The sequence below is a fragment of the Brevundimonas denitrificans genome (assembly GCF_030160755.1).
Classification (GTDB): Bacteria; Pseudomonadota; Alphaproteobacteria; order Caulobacterales; family Caulobacteraceae; genus Brevundimonas; species Brevundimonas denitrificans.
In genome coordinates this window covers 23983-40346 of the sequence record NZ_BSOY01000018.1, presented here as the reverse complement: position 1 = coordinate 40346, position 16364 = coordinate 23983, and the positions used below count along the sequence as shown (strand labels likewise).

15 protein-coding genes and 1 pseudogene are annotated in these 16364 nt (G+C 69.3%); 12 read left to right on the top strand and 4 right to left on the bottom strand.

The genetic code is table 11. From position 1 onward, the window contains the following. From QQJ79_RS05935 to QQJ79_RS05925, 3 genes and pseudogenes are all read left to right on the top strand, one after another. A pseudogene (locus tag QQJ79_RS05935) lies at nucleotides 1-133 on the top strand (5-aminolevulinate synthase); the annotation flags it as partial. Between the two features lie 142 nt (nucleotides 134-275). After that, nucleotides 276-1310 (top strand): ligase-associated DNA damage response exonuclease, encoded by a 1035-nt coding sequence (locus QQJ79_RS05930; protein ID WP_284221999.1) that lies wholly within the window; start codon nucleotides 276-278, stop codon nucleotides 1308-1310. Beyond that, the gene (locus QQJ79_RS05925; RefSeq protein WP_284221998.1) at nucleotides 1310-2929 is read left to right on the top strand and encodes a cisplatin damage response ATP-dependent DNA ligase; all 1620 of its coding nucleotides are present in this window, start codon (nucleotides 1310-1312) and stop codon (nucleotides 2927-2929) included. The genes QQJ79_RS05930 and QQJ79_RS05925 overlap by 1 nt, the downstream gene beginning before the upstream one ends. Before the next feature lie 24 nt (nucleotides 2930-2953). On the opposite strand, the gene QQJ79_RS05920 is transcribed toward QQJ79_RS05925, so the two are convergent. Continuing rightward, a complete protein-coding gene (locus tag QQJ79_RS05920) occupies nucleotides 2954-4207 on the bottom strand; it encodes an NAD(P)/FAD-dependent oxidoreductase (protein WP_284221997.1) in 1254 nt (417 codons plus the stop codon). Between the two features lie 69 nt (nucleotides 4208-4276). Between QQJ79_RS05920 and QQJ79_RS05915 the strand changes: the two genes are divergently transcribed. The 3 genes from QQJ79_RS05915 to QQJ79_RS05905 are packed head-to-tail and all read left to right on the top strand — an operon-like array spanning nucleotide 4277 to nucleotide 6830. Next, entirely contained in the window at nucleotides 4277-5173 is an 897-nt protein-coding gene (locus QQJ79_RS05915; RefSeq protein WP_284221996.1) for a dihydrodipicolinate synthase family protein, read from the top strand. A gap of 2 nt (nucleotides 5174-5175) precedes the next feature. Further along, complete coding sequence (locus tag QQJ79_RS05910) at nucleotides 5176-6177, top strand: 4-hydroxyproline epimerase (RefSeq protein WP_284221995.1); 1002 nt, start codon at nucleotides 5176-5178, stop codon at nucleotides 6175-6177. 2 nt (nucleotides 6178-6179) lie between these two features. Further along, complete coding sequence (locus tag QQJ79_RS05905) at nucleotides 6180-6830, top strand: GntR family transcriptional regulator (protein ID WP_284221994.1); 651 nt, start codon at nucleotides 6180-6182, stop codon at nucleotides 6828-6830. Here the strand turns inward: QQJ79_RS05905 and QQJ79_RS05900 are convergent. Then, the gene (locus tag QQJ79_RS05900; protein ID WP_284221993.1) at nucleotides 6827-7999 is read right to left on the bottom strand and encodes a M24 family metallopeptidase; all 1173 of its coding nucleotides are present in this window, start codon (nucleotides 7997-7999) and stop codon (nucleotides 6827-6829) included. The two genes, QQJ79_RS05905 and QQJ79_RS05900, sit on opposite strands and share 4 nt — an antisense overlap. An 80-nt stretch (nucleotides 8000-8079) precedes the next feature. On the opposite strand from QQJ79_RS05900, the gene QQJ79_RS05895 reads away from it, so the two are divergent. Then, nucleotides 8080-8949: a TSUP family transporter gene (locus QQJ79_RS05895; protein ID WP_284221992.1), complete on the top strand. Its 870-nt coding sequence runs from the start codon at nucleotides 8080-8082 to the stop codon at nucleotides 8947-8949. On the opposite strand, the gene QQJ79_RS05890 is transcribed toward QQJ79_RS05895, so the two are convergent. Both QQJ79_RS05890 and QQJ79_RS05885 read right to left on the bottom strand, forming a co-directional pair. Then, nucleotides 8946-10730 (bottom strand): PHA/PHB synthase family protein, encoded by a 1785-nt coding sequence (locus QQJ79_RS05890; RefSeq protein WP_284221991.1) that lies wholly within the window; start codon nucleotides 10728-10730, stop codon nucleotides 8946-8948. The two genes, QQJ79_RS05895 and QQJ79_RS05890, sit on opposite strands and share 4 nt — an antisense overlap. A gap of 15 nt (nucleotides 10731-10745) precedes the next feature. Next, entirely contained in the window at nucleotides 10746-10934 is a 189-nt protein-coding gene (locus QQJ79_RS05885; protein WP_284221990.1) for a hypothetical protein, read from the bottom strand. 114 nt (nucleotides 10935-11048) lie between these two features. On the opposite strand from QQJ79_RS05885, the gene QQJ79_RS05880 reads away from it, so the two are divergent. The 5 genes from QQJ79_RS05880 to QQJ79_RS05860 are packed head-to-tail and all read left to right on the top strand — an operon-like array spanning nucleotide 11049 to nucleotide 16363. Next, nucleotides 11049-11948, top strand: coding sequence for a LysR family transcriptional regulator (locus QQJ79_RS05880; RefSeq protein ID WP_284221989.1), 900 nt, complete (start codon nucleotides 11049-11051; stop codon nucleotides 11946-11948). Between the two features lie 38 nt (nucleotides 11949-11986). After that, the gene (locus tag QQJ79_RS05875) at nucleotides 11987-14287 is read left to right on the top strand and encodes a bifunctional salicylyl-CoA 5-hydroxylase/oxidoreductase (protein ID WP_284221988.1); all 2301 of its coding nucleotides are present in this window, start codon (nucleotides 11987-11989) and stop codon (nucleotides 14285-14287) included. Next, complete coding sequence (locus tag QQJ79_RS05870) at nucleotides 14284-15045, top strand: SDR family NAD(P)-dependent oxidoreductase (RefSeq protein ID WP_284221987.1); 762 nt, start codon at nucleotides 14284-14286, stop codon at nucleotides 15043-15045. The genes QQJ79_RS05875 and QQJ79_RS05870 overlap by 4 nt, the downstream gene beginning before the upstream one ends. Continuing rightward, nucleotides 15042-15554 (top strand): MarR family winged helix-turn-helix transcriptional regulator, encoded by a 513-nt coding sequence (locus QQJ79_RS05865; protein ID WP_284221986.1) that lies wholly within the window; start codon nucleotides 15042-15044, stop codon nucleotides 15552-15554. The genes QQJ79_RS05870 and QQJ79_RS05865 overlap by 4 nt, the downstream gene beginning before the upstream one ends. Next, nucleotides 15551-16363, top strand: coding sequence for an enoyl-CoA hydratase family protein (locus QQJ79_RS05860; RefSeq protein ID WP_284221985.1), 813 nt, complete (start codon nucleotides 15551-15553; stop codon nucleotides 16361-16363). The genes QQJ79_RS05865 and QQJ79_RS05860 overlap by 4 nt, the downstream gene beginning before the upstream one ends. The last annotated feature ends 1 nt before the right edge of the window (nucleotide 16364 follow it).

Sequence of the window (16364 nt, the reverse complement as noted above, 5' to 3'; positions counted from 1 at the left end):
GCCCAAGGGCACCGAGCGGCTGCGCTTCACCCCGTCGCCCAACCACACCGACGCCATGATGGACGACCTCGTCAAGGCGATGGATCGGCTGTGGACCCACTGCAACGTGGCGCGGATGCCCATAGCGGCGTGATCGACGCTCGTCCGCTGCATCGGCAAAATCGACTTCGGGATACTGTGCGCCCTGTCCGGCGTTTCCGGTTGCAGATCTGACGAAGCGGAAACCTCGCATTGTCGCGGCGTTCAAGGTTCTGCAAGTTCGCTTCGGAACCCCCATGCCCCTGCCCGCAGACCCTCGCCCTTCGCGCCGTTTCGACTCGATCCTGCGCCCCACACCCGACGGACTCTGGTGTCCGGGCGGCGCATTCTTCATCGATCCGCCGCGACCCGTCGATCGGGCGGTCATCACCCACGGCCACGCGGACCATGCGCGCGCGGGGCACGGCGCGGTGCTCGCGACGCCTGAAACGCTCGCCATCATGGGCGAACGCTACGGTCATGACTTCGCCGGACACGCCCAGCCGCTGGCCTATGGCGAGCGGGTCATGGTCGGGGACGTCGAGCTGTCGCTCGCCCCGGCGGGCCATGTTCTGGGGTCGGCACAGGCGACTGTTCGCCAGAACGGGCTGTCGATTACGGCCTCCGGCGACTACAAGCGCCGGCGCGACCCGACCTGTGCGCCGTTCGAGCCGGTGCCCAGCGATGTCTTCATCACCGAGGCGACCTTCGGCCTGCCCGTCTTCCGCCACCCGCCGGATTCCCATGAGATCGCACGGCTGCTGCGCTCGGTTCAGCAGTTTCCCGAGCGCGCCCATCTGGTCGGGGCCTACGCCCTGGGCAAGGCGCAGCGGGTGATCCGGCTGCTCCGCGAAGCCGGATATGATGAAACGATCTATGTGCATGGGGCCCTGGAGCGGCTGAACCGGCTGTACGAGCATTTTGGCGTGATGCTGGGGCCGCTGGCGCCGGCGACGGGGTCGAAAGCGGATTTCGCCGGGCGGATCATCATCGCCCCGCCCTCGGCCCTGGCGGATCGCTGGAGCCGGCGCTTCCCGGATCCGGTCACGGCCTTCGCCTCGGGCTGGATGAGCGTGCGGGCCCGGGCCCGGCAGCGCGGCGTCGAACTGCCCCTGGTGCTGTCGGACCACGCCGACTGGGATGAGCTGACCGAGACCCTGACCCAACTGTCGCCGCAGGAGGTCTGGATCACCCATGGACGCGACGACGCCCTGCGCCGCTGGGCCGAGTTGAACGGGCTCAAGGCGCGGGCGCTGCATCTGGTGGGCTATGAGGACGAGGACGACGACTGATGCGCGCCTTCGCCGCCCTGCTGGATCGCCTGTCGCTGACGGCTTCGCGCAACGCCAAGCTCAGGCTGATCCGTGACCATCTGGCTGACACGCCCGATCCCGACCGGGGCTGGGCCCTCGCCGCCCTGACCGGCGCCCTGACCTTCACCGCGGCCAAGCCCGCCATGATCCGCCGGGCCGTCGAGGCGCGGGTCGATCCGGAACTGTTCCGGCTGTCCTACGACTATGTCGGCGATCTGGCGGAGACCGTGGCCCTGATCTGGCCGGCCCGCCACGGGGCCAATCGCGAGCCGGACCTGTCGGAGGTGATCGACGCCCTGACGCAGGCGAAGCGCGGCGAGGTCCAGGGGCTGCTGGAAGGCTGGCTGGATGCGCTGGACGCCGACGGCCGCTGGGCCCTGCTGAAGCTGGTGACGGGCGGCCTGCGCGTCGGCGTCTCGGCGCGGCTGGCGTGGCAGGCGGCGGCGGATTTCGGCGGCGTCGAGGTCCCGGACATCCAGGAGGTCTGGCACGCCCAGTCGCCGCCGTACGCCGATCTTCTGGCCTGGCTGGACGGCCGGGCCGAGCGGCCTTCGGCGGATGCGCACGGCCGTTTCCGGCCGGTCATGCTCGCCCAGCCCATTGATGAAGCGGAGATGGAGAGACTCGATCCCGCCGCCTACGCCGCAGAATGGAAATGGGACGGCATCCGGGTGCAGGCCGTCAGCGAGGGCGGGGTGAAGCGGCTGTACAGCCGCACGGGCGAGGACATCTCGCCCACCTTCCCGGACGTGCTCGCGGCCCTGATCCACGAGGGTGTGATCGACGGTGAGCTTCTGGTGCTCCGCGAGGGACAGGTCGGGTCATTCGGCGATCTGCAGCAGCGTCTGAACCGCAAGACCGCGGACGCCAGGGTCATGGCGGCCCATCCCGCGGGCATTCGAGCCTATGATCTGCTGGCCTCGGACGGAGTCGATTTGCGAAAGCTGACGTTTGCGGAGCGACGGGCCCGGCTGGAAGTCCTGATCGTCTCGCTGGCGTCCGACCGGATCGACCTGTCCCCTATCCAGCCTTTCGACACGTGGGACGCGCTCGCCGCCCTGCGCGCCGCGCCGCCCGAGGGTGACCCGCAGGCGGCGGAAGGCCTGATGCTGAAACGGCTCGACAGCGTCTATGAGGCCGGTCGGCCCAAGGGCCCCTGGTTCAAGTGGAAGAAGGATCCGCATCTGGTCGACGCCGTGCTGATGTACGCCCAGCGAGGACACGGCAAGCGGTCCAGTTTCTACTCCGACTTCACCTTCGGGGTCTGGACCGGGGACGTCGATGGCAGCCACGCCCTGACGCCGGTGGGCAAGGCCTATTTCGGCTTCACCGACGAGGAGCTCAAACAGCTCGACAAGTTCGTGCGCGACAACACGGTCGAACGCTTCGGCCCGGTGAGGTCGGTGAAGGCCAGCCGCGAGTTCGGCCTGGTGCTGGAGGTGGCGTTCGAAGGCCTGCAACGGTCGAAGCGCCACAAGTCCGGCGTCGCCATGCGCTTCCCCCGGATCAGCCGCATCCGCTGGGACAAGCCGGCGAAGGAAGCGGACGAGCTGGCAACGCTGGAGGGGATGCTGGATCGCGCCGAGCGGGGATCGTGAAGAACCCGCAAACGCCCCTCGCCCTCAGCCCCGGCTGAACCGTTCGATCCGGAACGGATTGAGATCGATCGCGGGCTCCACCCCCTGCGCCAATGACGCGGTCAGCTCGGCCGTGATCGCCGACAGGGTCAGGCCGAGATGCTGGTGGCCGAAGGCATAGAGAATGCGCGGATCCCGCTCCAGCCGGCCGATGGCGGGCAGGTAGTCGGGCAGGGTCGGTCGGGGTCCGACCCACCGGTCCGGCTCACTTGAGAAGCCGATGCCAAGGTCGGACAGCCGCCGCTCCAGCGCCCGCCATTTGCGCGGATCGCCGGGCGCGTCGGGCGAGCCGAACTCGACGAAGCTGGAGGCGCGCAGGCCGCTGGTGAAGCGGGACACCACCATCGACTGCTCTTCGAAGACCGTGGGCGGAAGCGCCTCGTCCCAGCCGTGTTCGGCGCTCTGCACCGAATAGCCGCGCTCGCCGATCACCGGAGCCTCGACCCCGAGGCCGCGCATCAGCCGCCCCGCCCAGGCCCCCGCCGCGACCAGGGCCCCCTCGGCCTCGCGCGTCCCGCCGCCGCCGCCGCCGAGATGGGCGATCACACGATCGCCGCTGGACAGACGGGCAACATGGGCGTGGACCACCTCGCCGCCCTGCGCCCTGAAAGCGGCCATCAGGGCGTCGCGGGCGGCCTGCGGTTCGCTGACCTGGGCGGTGCCGGAAAAGCGGATGCCGGCGACCGGCGCCCGGGTCATCACCGATGCATATCTGTTGAGATCGTCGGCGCCCATCGGCCGGAAGGCGGCGCTGCCCGTCGGAGACCGCTCCCAGCTGCGAAGGCCCTTCTCAGCCGCGATCTGCGACATCCAGACCACCGCATGGCCGTCGCGGCCGACGACGCCCGGCGCGCCGGAGAAGTCCGCCAACCGGCGCCAGGCCGGAAGGGCGTGGGCGAGGATGGCGGTCAGGGCTGCCTGCCCGCGGGCATGTCGGGCGGGGTCGGAGGCCGCGATGAACCTCAACGCCCAGGGCCCCCACAGGCCGGCATCCCGCCAGCGGAAGTCCAGCGGGCCGCCCAGACCAAACAGCCGACCGGGAAATGTCCGAAGACTCTCGCGCGACGCCAGGGGGGAAACCTGCTCGGCAGCGATATGACCGATATTGCCGAAGGACGCGGCGCGGCGCGGATCGCCCGGGTCGATCAGGGTCACGGCGAAGCCCGCCGCCTGCAGCCGCAGCGCTGACGCGGCCCCGACCAGACCGCCGCCGATGACGAGATAGGACTTCGGTTGCATCGGACTGCCGTTGCCTAGACCTCAGGATCGTATACGATAATGACTTAAGCTGATGGAAGCGAGGACCCGATGTCGATTTCCTGGGAGGGCGTGATCCCCGCCGCCACAACGCAGTTCGCGGCGGATTTCTCGATCGATTTCGACTCCACCGCCACGGTGCAGGATGGGCTGATCCGGGACGGGGTGCACGGCCTGATCGTCATGGGCACGGTCGGCGAGAACAACTCGCTCGACGCAGACGAGAAACGCGCCATGCTGGCCGCCACCGTCAGGACCGTGGCCGGGCGCGTGCCCGTGATCGCCGGGGTGGCCGAGCTGGACACCCGCCGCGCCGCCGCCTTCGCGCGCGACGCCGAGGCCATCGGGGCCGACGGTCTCATGGTCTTGCCCGCCATGGTCTATGTGCCGACCCAGGCCGAGCTGGCGGCCCATTTCCGGACCGTGGCCGAGGCCACCGGCCTGCCGATCATGCTGTACAACAACCCCCCGGCCTATCGGGTCAGCATCGGCTTCGAGGCCCTGCACGCCCTGTCGGACCTTCCCAATGTCGTCGCCCTCAAGGAGAGCGCGCCGGACACGCGCCGCTTCACCGACCTGCTCAACGAATTCGGCGATCGCTACGTCCTCTTCGCCGGGCTGGACGATGTGGCGCTGGAAGGCCTGATGCTGGGGGCGCAGGGCTGGGTCTCGGGTCTGACCAACGCCTTCCCCAAGGAGTCGCTCGCCCTCTGGGACGCCTACAAACGCGGCGACATGGAGGCCGCCCTCGCCATCTACCGCTGGTTCATGCCCTTGCTGCACCTCGACGCCGACCATGACCTCGTCCAGTCGATCAAGCTGGCGGAACAGATCATGGGCCGGGGCCACGAACGCGTCCGCCCGCCCCGCCACCCGCTGGTCGGCGCCCGCCGGGCCGAGGTGATCGCCATGGTCGAGAAGGCCGCCGCCACCCGCCCGGTCCTCTAGCCATGGCGCGGCACGTCTTCCGCTGCGTCGACGGGCACACCGCCGGCAACCCCGTGCGGCTGGTGATCGAGGGCGGGCCGGAACTCGAGGGCGACAGCATGAGCGCCCGGCGGCAGGACTTCATGGCGCGCTACGACTGGATTCGCACCGGCCTGTGTTTCGAGCCGCGCGGCCACGACATGATGAGCGGCGGCTTCCTCTATCCGCCGACCACGCCGGAGGCCGATGTCGGCATCCTGTTCATCGAGACCAGCGGCTGCCTGCCGATGTGCGGCCACGGAACCATCGGCATCGTCACCTTTGCGCTGGAGCATGGCCTGATCAAACCCCGCACGCCGGGCAAGGTCATCGCCGAGGTCCCCGCGGGCGTGATCGAACTGGATTATGTACAGGACGGCGCGCGGGTCCGTTCGGTCCGCATCCGCAATGTGCCGTCTTATCTGGCGCAGCAGGGCATCCGGATCGACGTCCCCGACTTCGGACCGCTGACGGTCGACGTCGCCTACGGCGGAAACTTCTACGCCATCATCGAACCCCAGGGGGCCTACACGAGCCTGGACGATCTCGGCGCCGCCCGCATCCTGCAGCTGTCCCCCGTCATCCGGACGCTGGTGCGTGAGGCGTTCACGCCGATCCATCCGCTGGACCCCACCATTCGAGGCGTCTCCCACCTGCTCTGGGCCGACCGGCCCAAGGGCGAGGGCGCGGACGGGCGCAACGCCGTCTTCTATGGCGACAAGGCCATCGACCGCAGTCCCTGCGGCACCGGCACCTCGGCGCGGCTGGCCCATCTGCACGCCACGGGGCGGCTGGCGGTCGGCCAGACCTTCGTCCACGAAAGCTATATCGGCAGCCGCTTCATCGGCCGCGTCGAGGCCGAGACGGAGGTCGGCGGTCGGCCCGCGATCATTCCTTCCGTCGAAGGCTCGGCCATCGCCACCGGCCTGAATGAGATATGGATCGACGACGAGGACGTCTTCGCCCACGGCTTCCAGGTGGTCTGAGCATGAGGAGCCGCGCGCCCCGCCCGCTGCCTGATCAGGTCTTCGCCGAGGCGCGGGAGCGCATCCTCTCCGGCCGCCTGCCCGCCGACGCGCCGATCCGTCAGGACGCCCTGGCGCTGGAGCTGGGCGTCAGCAAGATTCCGCTGCGGGAAGCCCTGGCCCGGCTGGAGAGCGAGGGGCTGGTCGTCTCCCACCCCAACCGCGGCTTCATCGTCCGACCGCTGTCACGCGCCGACGCGGAGGATGTGTTCGACCTGCGCCTGCGCATCGAGCCGAACGCCTGCGTGCTCGGCGCCCTTGAGGCGGATAAGGCCGCGCATGACGCCGCCCGGGCCGCCTTCGCCGCCCTCGACGCTGCGCTGGAGAACGGCCTCGCCGACGTCGGTCGGCGCAACCGGGAATTCCATCTGGCGCTGGTGCGACCTTCCGGCCGCGGCGTCACCGTCGAGACCGTCGACCGCCTGCTGGCCCTGTCGGAACGCTATGTCCGGGTCCATCTCGGCGAGCATCGCCGGCTGGACCGCGCCAGCCATGAGCATGGAACCTTGCTGCAGGCCTGGCTGGGCCGCAGGACGGAGGCGGTGCGTCGGGAAGCCCGGGCGCATATCCGGGCGACCCTCATCGACCTGCGGGCCCAGCTGCCGGACGCCTAGCCTGCGGGCCAGATCGGGACGTCGGCGAAGGGTTCATCGAGGCTGTGCTGGGGCCGGGTGAACCACTCCGGCCCGGCGTCCGTCATGTGGAAATGATCCTCCAGCCGCACGCCGAACCGGCCCGGCACAACGATCATCGGCTCGTTGGAGAAACACATCCCGGTCGCCAGCGGCGTCGCATCGCCTTTCACAAGGTACGGCCCCTCGTGGATGTCGAGGCCGATGCCGTGCCCGGTGCGATGCGGCAGGCCCGGCAGGCTGTAGCCGGGCCCGAACCCGTCGGCCTCCAGGGACCTGCGGGCCGCCGCATCGACCGCCTCGCAGGGAACGCCAGGCCGGGCGGCGTCGAAGGCCGCGGCCTGGGCCCGCTTCTCGGCCTCCCACACGCGCCGCACATCCGGACTCGCCGCTCCGAACACATAGGTGCGGGTGATGTCGGAGCTGTAGCCGTCGATCCGCGTGCCGGTGTCGATCAGCACCACATCGCCGGCGGCCAGGGCCCGGTCGCCCTCCCCGCCGTGTGGCAGCGACGTATCCTCGCCGAAGGAGACGATGCAGAAGGAATTGCCCGACCCGCCCAGCGCCCGATGCTGGTCATCGATGAAGCGGACGACCTCCGAGGCGCGCTGGCCGGCGTGAAGCTGTTCATAGGCGCGGCGATGAACCTCGATCGTGATCGCCTTGGCGTGAGACATCAGCGCGATCTCCGCGGGGGATTTGCGGCTGCGCAGCGGATGGATCAGCGGGGCGGCGTCGGCCAGACGCGCGTCGTCGATCTCGGCCCTCAGGCTGCGGTACATGGCCAGCGCCATCCGTTCGTCGACCGCCATCCGTCCGGCGGGGCCGATCCGGTCGGCGACCAGCCGCCAGGGACTCTCGTCCTCCTCCCAGGTCAGGATGTCGCCCGGCAGGCTGATCAACCCCTCGACCTTCTCCAGTTCAAACTGAGGCGTGATGTAGTCCAGCCCGCCCGAGGCGTGGACGAGAGCGCCCACCAGCCGTTCGGAGGCGTACCAGTCCAGCCCGGTGAAATAGCGCAGGCTGGAGGTCGAACCGAGCAGCACGGTCTCGACCCCTGCCGCGTCCATGCCCCGCCGCAGGCCGGTCACACGCGCCTGCCGCTCGACCGCGCCGATCGGGGCCGGAACCGATGTTGAACTGTTCGTCATGGTCTGCTCCGCGCGTCGCCGGATTGAGTATCGTATACGATCGTGCTCAGTTGGCGATCGAACGACAAGGGGGGAAGACCTTGGTCCTTACAATTCTGCTGACGGCCTTGGCCTTGCTGGCGACGGCCTTCATCGTTGTGCTGGGACGGGCGGCGCTGAAGCGCGGGACCGGCGCGCCCGGCCCCGAGGCCGTCGTCCTAGGCGCGGTCGCCAATTTCTTCGACACCCTGGGCATCGGCTCCTTCGCCCCGACGACAGCCTGGCTGCGGTTCCGCAAGATGACGCCCGACAGCTTCATCCCCGCGACCCTGAACGTGGGCCACGCCCTGCCCACCATGGTGCAGTCGGCGGTCTTCCTTGTGCTGCTGGGCGTGCACGTCGACCCCATGCTGCTGGTGTCCTGCATCGTCGCGGCGGTGGCCGGCGCTGTGGTCGGGGCGCCGCTGATGGTCCGGGCGCCGGTGCGTGTGGTGCAGGGGATTGTCGGCGTCGCCCTGCTGATCGCAGCGGCCCTCTACGCCATGAGCAATCTGGACCTGATGCCGATCGGCGGAACCGCTGCGGCGCTGGAGTCACGCCTGCTCTGGATCGCCGTCGCCGCCCACTTTGTCATGGGCATGCTCATGGCCTTCGGGATCGGCCTCTACGCTCCGTCCCTGATCCTGCTCAGCCTGCTCGGGCTCGACCCGCGCCTCGCCTTCCCGGTCATGGCCAGCGCCTGCGCCTTCCTGATGCCGACCACCGGTTTCCGCTACATCAACGCCGAGCGGATCGACCTGCGGATCGTCATCGGCATCGCCCTGGGCGGGATACCGGCCGTTCTGGTCGCCGCCTTCGTGGTCAAGGAAATGCCGATCGAGCCGCTGCGCTGGGCCGTCGTGGTCGTGGTCCTCTACGCCGCCGCCCTGTTGCTGCGGGCGGCGGCCAAAGGAGATGTTCCGAAGGCCTAGTGGCGAACCCGGACGTAGTCGCCCGGAGCGGCGGCCCCGGCCTTGAGCTTGCCTGAACCGACCTTGCGCGCCTTGACCTTGTCGTCGGCCGCGGCGGCGTCGAGCCAGCCCTGCCACTCGGGCCACCACGAACCGGGCTTCTGCTCGGCGCCGGCCAGCCAGGCCTCGGCGTCAGCCGGTGCGTCGTCATTGGTCCAGTAGCCGTGCTTGTTCGCCGCCGGCGGATTGATCATCCCGGCGTTGTGGCCCGATCCACCCAGCAGGAAGCGCGTCGGCCCGCCGAAGAAGGCGCGCCCGGCGTAGGTGTTCTTCCAGGCCGAGACGTGATCGTCCTTGAGCGCCACGATCATCACCGGAGTCTCGATGGCCTTGAGGTCCAGGGTGACGCCGTCGATCGCGACGCCGCCGTCCTTGAGCTGATTGCCGCGGAGGATCTGGCGTCCGTATTCCTTGAGCATCCGCGCCGGGATGCGCGAGCCGTCGTCGAACCACCACAGCAGGTCCGAGGCGCGTGCCTCGTCGCCGAGCAGATAGTGGTTCACCACCGACGACCAGATCAGGTCGTTGGCGCGCACCGCCGAGAACAGCTTCGTCAGGTCGTGCGCCTCGACATAGCCCTTCTCATCCAGATAGCGGTCGAAGGCCTTGAGGTCGTCCTCGCTTGTGAACACCGACCATTCGCCCATGTCGCCGAAGTCGACCAGGGTCGCGATCAGGGTCGCCGACGCCACGCGATCAGCGCGGTCCGTTGCGGCCAGATAGGCCAGGGTCATCGCGGAGAGCGTGCCGCCCAGGCAGTAGGAGACCAGGTCGACGTCCGCCTCGCCCGTGGCCAGTTCGACCGCGTCGAGCGCGGCGACGACGCCGTCCTTCACATAGGCGTCCATGCCGGTGTCGGCGTGGCTCTCGTCCGGATTGGCCCAGGAGATGACGAAGACCGTATGGCCCTGATCCACCAGCCATTTCAGATAGCTGGCCTTGGGCGTGAGATCGAAGAGGTAGTATTTGTTGACCAGCGGCGGCACGAACAGCAGCGGGCGGCGGTAGACCTTGTCGGTCGTCGGCGCGTACTGGATCAGCTCCATCAGGTCGTTTTTGAACACCACCGCGCCCGGGGTGGCGGCGACGTTGACGCCCAGTTCGAAATCGTTCGGCGCGCGACGGCTGACCAGTCCCTGGCCCTTGCCGACGTCCTCCAGCAGGTTCGACAGCCCCGTCATCAGGTTCAGGCCGCCGCTCTCGATAGTGCGACGCGCGACCTGCGGATTGGTGTGGGGGAAGTTGGTCGGCGCCAGGGCGTTCATCATCTGCCGGCTGGCGAAATCGACCTGGGCGCGGGTGGCGTCGTCGACCGGCGCGGCGGCGACGAAATCCTGCAGCTGGCGGGCGGCCAGCAGATAGGCCTGTTTCAGATAGTCATAGACCGGCTCGTCGCTCCAGGCCGGGTCGGAGAAACGGCGGTCGCCCTTGACCGGGGCCGCGACGGGGGCGGCTTCCTGGCCCATGGCCCGCTCGCCCATGGTGCGCCACAGGGCGGTCCAGTCGTTCCAGTTCTTGGCCTGGGCTTCGAACAGAGCCGCCGGCCGGGTCATCACGGCCGTGTTGAAGTCGATCATCGCCCGCGTCAGCGTCGTCGGATCATAGGGCAGCGCCTGGGGCGTGGCGGCCTGGACCATGGTCGTGCGCACCGCCGCGGCGGCGTTCTGCATGAGGGTGGTCAGGGCTTCGGCCACGACGGTCGGGTCGGGCAGCTGGGGAACCGGCGGCTGGGAAACGGTCATGGGCAGGCTTTCCGCTTACAGCGAGACGAGGACATCCACGGCCGCGCAATCGCGCGGGGCCACGAACAGCAACGCCAAGGCGCGGTCCGGGTTCTCGGCCGCCCACACCGGGCAGGGAGCGTCGAACGCGTCGATCAGCGCGGCTGTCGGCGTCGGAATAGCGGTCCGGATGGCGGGCGTATAGGCGGCGGAGTCGAAGGCCATGACGGTGTCCTCGGAACGGAGACGTTCGGATGGCGGCGATATCTCATGGCTTTTCTGTTCTGACGATGCCAAGGTTTGAGCAATCGTTGTGCATTTTTGCACAGGAGCGGATCGTTGGCCGATTTCAACTGGAACGACCTGCGCGCCTTTCTGGCCGTGGCCCGAACCGGGCGGCTGACCACGGCGGCGGCGCGGGTCGGCATGGATCATACGACCGTGGCCCGGCGCATCGCGGCGCTGGAGGGCGGACTGGGCGCCCGGCTGTTCGACCGCAGCCCCCAGGGCTACGCCCTGACCCCGCACGGCGAGCGGCTGATGCCGACGGCGGAGAAGATCGAGAGCCTGACCCTGCTTGCGGCCAATGAGCTCGGGGAGTCCGATCAGGCCCTGTCCGGCACGGTCCGGATCGGCGCGCCCGAGGGGTTCGGCAGCTATGTTCTGGCGCCCCTGATGGCGAAGCTGGCCGACCGGCATCCGGGGCTGGATATCCAGCTGGTGGCCATCTCCGGCGTGCTCAGCCTGTCCAAGCGCGAGGCCGACATCGCCGTGACCCTCAGCGCGCCTCGGGAGGGCCGGTTGATCTCGCGGAAACTGACCGACTACGGCCTCAGCCTCTACGCCGCCCCCGCCTATCTCGACGCCCGCCCGCCGATCCGCACCCGCGCCGACATGGCCGGGCAACGCTTCATCGGCTACATCGGCGACCTGCTCTATGCGCCCGAGCTCGACTATATGCAGGCGCCGGATGTCGACATCCACGTCGCCCTGCAGAGTTCCAACCTGATCGCCCAGTTGCAGGCGGCGCTCGCCGGCGCTGGGCTGTGCGTCCTGCCCGATTTCATCGCCGCGCGTGAGGCCGGCTTGCGGCGCGTTCTGCCCGACGCCGTGCATCTGGATCGCAGCCTGTGGCTGGTGACCCATGCCGACCTCAAGCCCCTGGCCCGCATCCGGGCCGTGACGGCGATGATCGTCGAGGCGGTCAAGGCCGACCGGGCCATGTTCACCGGGGGCTGACGCTGGACATCCCGCTCAAACTGTTTCAAGCTTAAAATATGTTGTCGGATCGGGCTGTCAGAAGCATCGCCGTCGTGGGCGCCGGGCCGGGCGGCCTGTACCTCGCGATTTCCCTGAAGCTGCGGGACCCATCGCTGGACGTCGTCGTCCATGAGCGCAACCGGCCGGACGACACCTTTGGCTGGGGCGTGGTCTTTTCCGACCAGACCCTCGCCAATCTCAAGGCCAACGACCCGGAGACCGCGGCCGTCATCGAGGCGGCCTTTGTCCATTGGGACGACATCGACGTCCATATCCACGGCCAGACCATTCGCTCGGGCGGGCATGGGTTCGCGGGCATTGGTCGGCAGCGGCTGCTGACCATCCTGCAGGAACGCGCCCGCTCGCTCGGCGTCGATCTGCGGTTCCAGAGCGAGGTCGCCGACATTCGCGCCCTGCCCGCCGATGTCATCGTCGCCGCCGACGGACTGAACAGCCGCATTCGCAACGACCACCCCGAGGTCTTCGGCGTCGACATCGACGTGCGGACCAACAAATATATCTGGCTGGGCACGAAACAGTCGTTCGACGCCTTCACCTTCGCCTTCGTCGAGACCCCGCACGGCTGGATCTGGGCCCACGCCTACCAGTTCGAGCCCGGGGCCTCGACCTTCATCGTCGAGTGCTCCGAGGCGACCTGGCGCGGCCTTGGCTTCGACGCCATGGACCAGGACCAGACCTGCCGCGCAGCTGAGAGTCTGTTCGCCGACTGGCTGGGCGGCCACGCCCTGATGAGCAACGCCAGACACCTGCGGGGCTCGGCCTGGCTCAACTTCCCGCGCGTGGCCTGTTCCAACTGGCGCGACGGCAAGGTCGTCCTGCTCGGCGACGCCGCCCACACGGCGCATTTCTCCATAGGATCTGGAACGAAGCTGGCTTTCGAGGACGCCATCCGCCTGGCCGAAGCCCTGACCGAGGCCAAGGATCTGGACGCGGGTCTCGCCGCCTATGAGGCCGAACGCCGCGTCGAAGTGCTCAAGCTGCAGAGTGCCGCCCGCAACTCCACCGAATGGTTCGAGACGGTCGACCGCTACGTCGGCCTTGATCCGCTGCAATTCACCTACAGTCTCCTGACGCGCAGCCAGCGCGTCAGCCATGAAAACCTGCGCCTGCGCGACCGCACCTTCCTGACCGGGGTCGAGCGCTGGTTCGCCGACAACGCCGGCGCTCCGTCCACGGACAATCCTCCGCCGCCGATGTTTGCGCCTCTCAAACTGCGCGGCCTGTCCCTGCCCAATCGCGTGGTGGTCTCGCCCATGTGCATGTACTCCGCCGAAGACGGCCTGGTCAGCGACTTCCACCTGGTCCACCTCGGCGGCCGCGCTCTGGGCGGCGCCGGTCTGGTCTTCACCGAGATGACCGACGTCTCGGCCGACGCCCGTATCACGCCCGGCTGCGCGGGCATGTACCGCCCCGAACACCGCGACGCCTGGAAGCGGATCGTCGACTTCGTCCAAGGCCAGGGCTCGCGCATCGCCATCCAGCTGGCCCACGCCGGTCGCAAGGGGTCGGTCGAACGGCCCTGGGGTCCGCGCGCCGACGAACCCCTGCTGGAAGGCGGCTGGGCGTTGATCGCCCCCTCCCCCATCCCGTGGTCGCAGGAAGACCAGACCCCGCGAGAGATGACCCGCGCCGACATGGACCGGGTCCGCAACGATTTCGTCCAGGCCACCCGCTGGGCCGACGAGGCCGGCTTCGACATGGTCGAGCTGCACTGCGCCCACGGATACCTGCTGTCGTCCTTCCTGACGCCCGTCTCGAACCACCGCACCGACGAGTACGGCGGCTCCGTCGAGAACCGGCTGCGCTTCCCGCTGGAAGTGTTCGCCGCCATGCGCGCCGTCTGGCCGGACGAAAAGCCGATGTCCGTCCGCCTCTCGGCCACCGATTGGATGGACGAAGGTCTGACGCCCGAGGACTCCGTCGCCATCGCCCGCGCCTTCGCCGAGACCGGCTGCGACCTGATCGACGTCTCCGCCGGCCAGACCTCGCCGGACTCACGACCCGTCTACGGGCGCATGTTCCAGACGCCTTTCAGCGACCGCATCCGCAACGAGGCGGGCGTGGCCACCATGGCGGTCGGCAACATCTATGAGACCGACCACGTGAACAGCATCCTCGCCGCCGGCCGCGCCGACCTGTGCGCCCTGGCCCGGCCGCACCTGGCCGACCCGAACTGGAGCCTGCGCGCCGCCGCCGAACTGGGCTGGCGCGGCATCCAGCCGCCGGTCCAGTATCGCGCGGGCTTCGCCCAGCTGGCCCGCAATCTCGAGAAACAGGCGCAGGCGGGACCCGTATGAGCCTGACCGGACATCACGCCGTGGTCACCGGCGCCGGCTCGGGCATCGGCCGCGCGACCGCCGAACGGCTGGCGGAGGCCGGCTGTCAGATCACCCTGATCGGCCGCCATGTCGCCCGTCTGACCGAGACCGCCGACCGCATCGGCGACCTCGCCTTCGCCGCTCCCGCCGACGTCACCGACGCGGACGCCCTCGCCGCTGCGATCGAAGCGGGCCGCGACCGGTTCGGGCCGATCGACATCCTGATCAACAACGCCGGCGCCGCGTCCTCGGCGCCCTTCCTCAAGACCGACGCTGACGCCTTCCGCGCCATGCTGGCGCTCAACCTCGAGGCGCCCGCCGAGGCCGCCCGCCTCGTTCTTCCCGGCATGCTGACCCGTCGTTGGGGTCGGATCGTCAACGTCGCCTCGACCGCGGCGCTCAAGGGCTATGCCTATGTCTCGGCCTATGTCGCGGCCAAGCACGGGCTGGTCGGCCTGACCCGGGCTCTGGCGCTCGAGGTGGCCTCGAAGGGCGTCACCGTCAACGCCGTCTGCCCCGGCTTCACCGACACCGACCTCGTGGCCCGGTCGGTCGAATCCATCACGGCCAAGACCGGCCGCAGCGAAGAGGAGGCGCGCGCCGCCCTCGCCGCCTCCAACCCGCAGGGCCGGCTGATCACGCCGGACGAGGTGGCCCGGACCATCGTCTGGCTGTGCGGCGACGGCGCCTCGGGGATCAACGGCGCCGCCGTTCCCGTGGCCGGGGGCGAGCTGTGAGCGTCGCCGCCCTGCCGGATCACCCGCTCCCGGACAGGCTGGGCGGCGCCCCCGACGGCAAGCGGTCGCTCCGACTGTGGCTGCGGATGCTGACCTGCGCCACCACCATCGAACAGACCATTTCCCAGCGACTGCGCGACGAGTTCGGCTCGACCCTGCCCCGGTTCGACATGCTCTCCGCGCTCGACCGCGCGGGCGAGTCGGGGCTGACCATGGGCGAGGCCGCCGGCATGCTGATGGTGTCCAACGGCAACGTCACCGGTCTGGCCGCGCGGCTCAAGGCCGACGGCCTGATCGAGGCCATGGCCGGCGCGGACCGGCGGGTGCAGCGCGTCCGTTTGACGCCGTTGGGCCGGATGCGCTTCGCCGCCATGGCCGGCGCCCACGAACGCTGGATCGAAGCCCTGTTCGCCGACCTGACCGCGGCCGAGGCCGACGACCTGACCCGCCTGCTGGAGCGCGCCAAGCGGTCGCTCCACGCCACCACGCATGAGGAGCTGAACGGATGAAGGCGCGCGACTACAAGGCGGCCCATTTCCTCTGGTCGGTCGACGACGACGGCGTCGCGACCCTGACCCTGAACCGGCCCGAGCGGAAGAATCCGCTGACGTTCGACTCCTACGCCGAGATGCGCGACCTGTTCCGCGCCCTCGTCCACGCCGACGACTGCAAGGTCGTCATCGTCACCGGCGCCGGCGGCAACTTCTCCTCGGGCGGCGATGTGCACGAGATCATCGGCCCGCTGACCGAAATGGCCATGCCGGAACTGCTGAAGTTCACCCGGATGACCGGCGATCTGGTCAAGGCCATGCGCGGCTGCCCCCAGCCGGTGATCGCGGCGCTGGACGGGGTTTGCGTCGGGGCCGGCGCGATCATGGCCATGGCCTCGGATCTTCGCCTCGCCACGCCGCGCACGAAGACCGCCTTCCTCTTCACCCGTGTCGGCCTCGCCGGCTGCGACATGGGCGCCTGCGCCATCCTGCCCCGCCAGATCGGTCAGGGCCGCGCGTCGGAGCTGCTCTTCACAGGCCGGGTCATGACCGCCGACGAGGGAGAACGCTGGGGCTTCCACAACCGGGTGGTCGATGGCGAGGTCCTGATGGAGACGGCGCTGGAGCTGGCGCGCTCCCTGGCGAAAGGGCCGACCTTCGCCCACGGCATCACCAAGAACCAGCTCAACGTCGAATGGGACATGAGCCTGGACGCCGCCATCGAGTCCGAGGCCCAGGCCCAGGCCATCTGCATGCAGACCAAGGATTTCCGCCGCGCCTACGAGGCCTTCGCGGCCAAGCGCGAGCCGGTGTTCGAGGGGAATTGAG

Bases quoted from the DNA above. Each gene is read 5' to 3' on its own strand.
- QQJ79_RS05930 (WP_284221999.1), top strand. From the start codon at position 276: ATGCCCCTGCCCGCAGACCCTCGCCCTTCGCGCCGTTTCGACTCGATC.
- QQJ79_RS05925 (WP_284221998.1), top strand. From the start codon at position 1,310: ATGCGCGCCTTCGCCGCCCTGCTGGATCGCCTGTCGCTGACGGCTTCG.
- QQJ79_RS05920 (WP_284221997.1), bottom strand. From the start codon at position 4,207: ATGCAACCGAAGTCCTATCTCGTCATCGGCGGCGGTCTGGTCGGGGCC.
- QQJ79_RS05915 (WP_284221996.1), top strand. From the start codon at position 4,277: ATGTCGATTTCCTGGGAGGGCGTGATCCCCGCCGCCACAACGCAGTTC.
- QQJ79_RS05910 (WP_284221995.1), top strand. From the start codon at position 5,176: ATGGCGCGGCACGTCTTCCGCTGCGTCGACGGGCACACCGCCGGCAAC.
- QQJ79_RS05905 (WP_284221994.1), top strand. From the start codon at position 6,180: ATGAGGAGCCGCGCGCCCCGCCCGCTGCCTGATCAGGTCTTCGCCGAG.
- QQJ79_RS05900 (WP_284221993.1), bottom strand. From the start codon at position 7,999: ATGACGAACAGTTCAACATCGGTTCCGGCCCCGATCGGCGCGGTCGAG.
- QQJ79_RS05890 (WP_284221991.1), bottom strand. From the start codon at position 10,730: ATGACCGTTTCCCAGCCGCCGGTTCCCCAGCTGCCCGACCCGACCGTC.
- QQJ79_RS05885 (WP_284221990.1), bottom strand. From the start codon at position 10,934: ATGGCCTTCGACTCCGCCGCCTATACGCCCGCCATCCGGACCGCTATT.
- QQJ79_RS05875 (WP_284221988.1), top strand. From the start codon at position 11,987: ATGTTGTCGGATCGGGCTGTCAGAAGCATCGCCGTCGTGGGCGCCGGG.
- QQJ79_RS05870 (WP_284221987.1), top strand. From the start codon at position 14,284: ATGAGCCTGACCGGACATCACGCCGTGGTCACCGGCGCCGGCTCGGGC.
- QQJ79_RS05860 (WP_284221985.1), top strand. From the start codon at position 15,551: ATGAAGGCGCGCGACTACAAGGCGGCCCATTTCCTCTGGTCGGTCGAC.